This is a genomic window from Nitrosomonas sp. Nm166 (genome assembly GCF_900112825.1).
Taxonomy (GTDB): domain Bacteria; phylum Pseudomonadota; class Gammaproteobacteria; order Burkholderiales; family Nitrosomonadaceae; genus Nitrosomonas.
Genome location: NZ_FONE01000090.1, coordinates 1 through 3,457, shown reverse-complemented (window position 1 = coordinate 3,457; position 3,457 = coordinate 1). Strand labels below are relative to the sequence as shown.

5 protein-coding genes and 1 pseudogene are annotated in these 3,457 nt (G+C 43.5%); 5 read left to right on the top strand and 1 reads right to left on the bottom strand.

Translation table 11 applies throughout. The annotated features are described in order from the left end of the window. Positions 1 to 300 precede the first annotated feature (300 nt). From BM021_RS14660 to BM021_RS14650, 5 genes and pseudogenes are all read left to right on the top strand, one after another. Positions 301 to 969, top strand: coding sequence for a transposase (locus tag BM021_RS14660; protein WP_371116580.1), 669 nt, complete (start codon positions 301 to 303; stop codon positions 967 to 969). Continuing rightward, the gene (locus tag BM021_RS16685) at positions 947 to 1,210 is read left to right on the top strand and encodes a transposase (protein ID WP_371116578.1); all 264 of its coding nucleotides are present in this window, start codon (positions 947 to 949) and stop codon (positions 1,208 to 1,210) included. Before BM021_RS14660 ends, BM021_RS16685 begins: the two co-directional genes overlap by 23 nt. 269 nt (positions 1,211 to 1,479) lie before the next feature. Beyond that, positions 1,480 to 1,662, top strand: coding sequence for a hypothetical protein (locus BM021_RS16385; protein WP_256207957.1), 183 nt, complete (start codon positions 1,480 to 1,482; stop codon positions 1,660 to 1,662). Then, positions 1,647 to 1,896 (top strand): annotated as a pseudogene (locus BM021_RS16380) (IS481 family transposase); the annotation flags it as partial. The gene BM021_RS16385 and the pseudogene BM021_RS16380, both read left to right, overlap by 16 nt. Positions 1,897 to 2,073: 177 nt before the next feature. After that, complete coding sequence (locus tag BM021_RS14650; RefSeq protein WP_090721720.1) at positions 2,074 to 3,012, top strand: S49 family peptidase; 939 nt, start codon at positions 2,074 to 2,076, stop codon at positions 3,010 to 3,012. 19 nt (positions 3,013 to 3,031) lie between these two features. On the opposite strand, the gene BM021_RS14645 is transcribed toward BM021_RS14650, so the two are convergent. After that, the coding region (locus BM021_RS14645; RefSeq protein WP_143074369.1) for a transposase at positions 3,032 to 3,457 on the bottom strand (426 nt) is incomplete at its 5' end.

Below are 3,457 nucleotides of genomic sequence, written 5' to 3'. Positions count from 1 at the left end.
CTGGAAATTTACTTCAACAGTACGCTTTTTTACACCTGGAAAATTAAATGATTTATGGGTACACTTTGTCACTGGCAATTCCTTTTCTTTATTCGACGTAGGTAACTGAATTATAAAGAATTATTTGGGAATTGCCACTACCTTCGTGCAATATTGGGATTAGCGCAACGATTGAAACGAGACAGTGTGCTGATGAAGATTGATGCCCTGATTGAATGGGAGGAGTTGCGTCCGAGGCTTACGGGTTTATACAAGCGGGAGTTATCGCATGGCGGAAGATAGGAACCGTTTGATGGATTGATGATGTTCAAAGCGACGCTGCTGGGTCAGTGGCATAGTTTGCCGGATGCCGCGTTGGAGCAAGCGCTGAGTGTTCGTATTGATTTTTTACAGTTTTGTGGTTTGTCGTTGTCGTATGATATACCGGATGAAACCACCCTGTGCTGGTTCCGTAACCGCCTGGTGGCCAACGACAGACTGGACGGTCTCTTGGCTGCTATCAATGAACAGCTTCAATCACACGGATTGATGGTCAAGGGTGCGACAGGAGCGGTGATTGATGCCACGCTGATTGAGTCAGCGGCACGGCCTAAGAAGACGATCACGTTGGAGGTGGATGCCGAGGGTAAGGCGGTTCAGTTTGAGGATGGCAGCCAGCCTGGAATCAGCTGTTTTGATGCACAAAGTGCGGATGCGGATGCGATCTGGCTCAAGAAGGGCAAGAAGTCGCAGTTTGGCTACCGCGGTTATCTGGTGGTGGATGCGCAGGATGGTTATGATGTGCGCGGAGTTCACACTGCTCCTGCCAACCAGAGCGAAATGATGCATTTCGAAGCCGCTATCGATGGTGCGCACATTGAGGCGAATCGGGTATATGCCGACAAAGGATCAGGAAGCCAACGTCAATCGGCAGCTTCTAAGAAAGCGAAAAATCAAGAGCGCAATCATGAATCGCGCATACAAGAATAAACCGCTGTCGGCACGCCAGAAACTGGCGAATAAATTGATCAGCAAAAAGCGCTATATTGTCGAACAGTGTTTCGGCATAATCAAACGCCTATTCGGAATGAGGCGTGCCAGCTACTTCGGAACGGCAAAAGTTAACGCCCAAGTCCTGATGAAAAGTATCTGCATGAATCTGAAAAAAGCAGCTCACAAAATTTTTGTGGACAAGCCACCAAGGGAAGCAATCCGTCCAAATGTTGCATAGGGGAGAAATTCCCTAAGAATGAGGGAAAAAACTTCACTTTTTACTAAAATGACGCATAACAGCTGTCATCTGGATATTTTTTTCCGTCACCACAGGAAAATTTACGCGGTTGTGCAGGGATCTTTGTATGGAAGCGCCCGCACGATGTAGGCGACCCGTCGAAGATACAATATAGTCAAGAGAGTCTGAGCTTTTTGGCGAAGCAGTACGATATCAATCCAAGGCCGTAGCTAAAGAGTGTCAAGCATGACTTTGTCCATGATGCGCCGATGGGACTGAAGGAACCTGCCTCCACGGTTTTGAAGCCAGAGGAGAAGCTATATGTGTGGCTTTTCGGCAGCATAGGCTTGTCTCTGCGCGATTGCTTTTATGCGCTGCAGCCCATGCTTGCATTTGTCATGCTCGACCTTGTATCACTGCTTATTGCGCGCGTCGGCAGGTTGAGCGAATGAACAGAACCATCAGAAAGCGACTGTGAAACGCTATTATTATAATTCACATGACCAGTTGAAGACTCACTTATATTCTTTTGTGATAGCATATAACTTTGCGAACGATTAAAAACTCTCAAGAGCCTCATGCCTTACGAATACATTTGCAAAATATAGGCAAAAGAGCTAGAACGATTTAACGTTTCCCCTTTCCAGCGCATCGTGGGACTAAACATTTCTCTTTCTAGAACTTAATTAGTTAACGTAGATAGTCAAGCTTCTGCTGCTAAAGATTAACCATAAATAAAATAATAAGATTAACTCTTGGCCCCGTTTATAATAATATTTATCGGGGCGCTTTACTTTATTTGTTAATTTGAAAAACAATAGAAAACATAATAATTTTGATTTCTTAATTGTAAGTATGTACCTATGGATGAACCAGAAGTTAGAAAAGAAAACTGGGAAATAGATTTATTAGAAAAACTTGCTTCGGCTTCTTTACGAGAACAGCGTCGTGCTCGTAGGTGGGGAATATTTTTTAAGTCTTTGACTTTTATTTATCTTTTTATATTATTATTTGTTGCACTGGGTTGGATAAATGATGGGAAAGTGCGGATTACTGATAAGCATACTGCACTCATTGATTTAAAAGGTATTATAACTGCGGATAGCGCTAGTAGCGCTGATAAAATTAATGCAAGCCTTCAATCTGCATTTAGAGACAAAAATACGAAGGGAGTTATCCTTCGAATCAACAGTCCCGGAGGAAGTCCAGTTCAAGCCGGTTATATTAATGATGAAATAAGAAGATTACGAATTAAATATCCTGAAGTCCCGTTATATGCGGTAATTGGCGATATTTGTGCCTCAGGTGGTTATTATGTTGCTGCCGCTGCAGATAAGATCTTCGTCGATAAGGCAAGTTTGGTTGGCTCAATTGGTGTGCTAATGGATGGTTTTGGGTTCACTGGTACTTTAGAAAAACTTGGCGTTGAAAGACGTTTACTAACAGCTGGTGAAAATAAAGGATTCCTAGATCCTTTTATGCCTCTGGATCCTGCTCAGAAAGAGCATGCGACGACCTTATTAAAAGAAATTCATGAGCAATTTATTCGAGTAGTACAGCAGGGTAGAGGCGAGCGTTTAAAAGATAATTCAGATATATTCAGTGGTATTGTATGGACTGGACAAAAAAGTATTGATTTAGGGCTTGCTGATGAAATGGGTAGCGCTGAATATGTTGCACGCGAGATAATCAAAGCAGAAGTGTTGATTGACTATTCTCCTCGTGAAGGCTTTACAGATTTGTTTGCAAAACGGTTTAGTCAAATTGTACTTAATATTTTAGAAGATATCATTATTAAATAACGTGAGTTCGACATAAGGATCACATCAGTACGACTGGAAGAGCTTGTGAGGATCTGATATTAAGGGAGGGTTTCTTCTCGCGGAATGTGTAAGCTGCCAGCCCGGCTATCAGATTAACAAAGAAGTTAAACGGGCTGCGATGACGGGAATGCCCGATTTGCGAGATGTTTTTCAGTTGATCGTTGACAGCCTCAATGATCGAGCGTTTACGCAACAAGAGTTTGTCAAATAGCAGCAACAACCTGTTTTTCATGTTCCTGCGCACCCTGGTGACGAGCTGCACGCCCTGTTCCCACAATTGCTCAAGGAGCGTTTGAGAGATGTATCCCCGATCACCAAGGAGTTTCCCGAATAAGGAACGTGCCAGTTCTGGCACCGGGTCACGATCATCGACATTACCTGCCGTTATTTTCACGCTCAGTAACTCCCCCTGGTCATTGATGAC

Excerpts from the sequence above, each read along its gene's own strand:
- BM021_RS14660 (WP_371116580.1), top strand. The coding sequence starts at position 301 with ATGATGTTCAAAGCGACGCTGCTGGGTCAGTGGCATAGTTTGCCGGAT.
- BM021_RS16685 (WP_371116578.1), top strand. The coding sequence starts at position 947 with ATGAATCGCGCATACAAGAATAAACCGCTGTCGGCACGCCAGAAACTG.
- BM021_RS16385 (WP_256207957.1), top strand. The coding sequence starts at position 1,480 with ATGGGACTGAAGGAACCTGCCTCCACGGTTTTGAAGCCAGAGGAGAAG.
- BM021_RS14650 (WP_090721720.1), top strand. The coding sequence starts at position 2,074 with ATGGATGAACCAGAAGTTAGAAAAGAAAACTGGGAAATAGATTTATTA.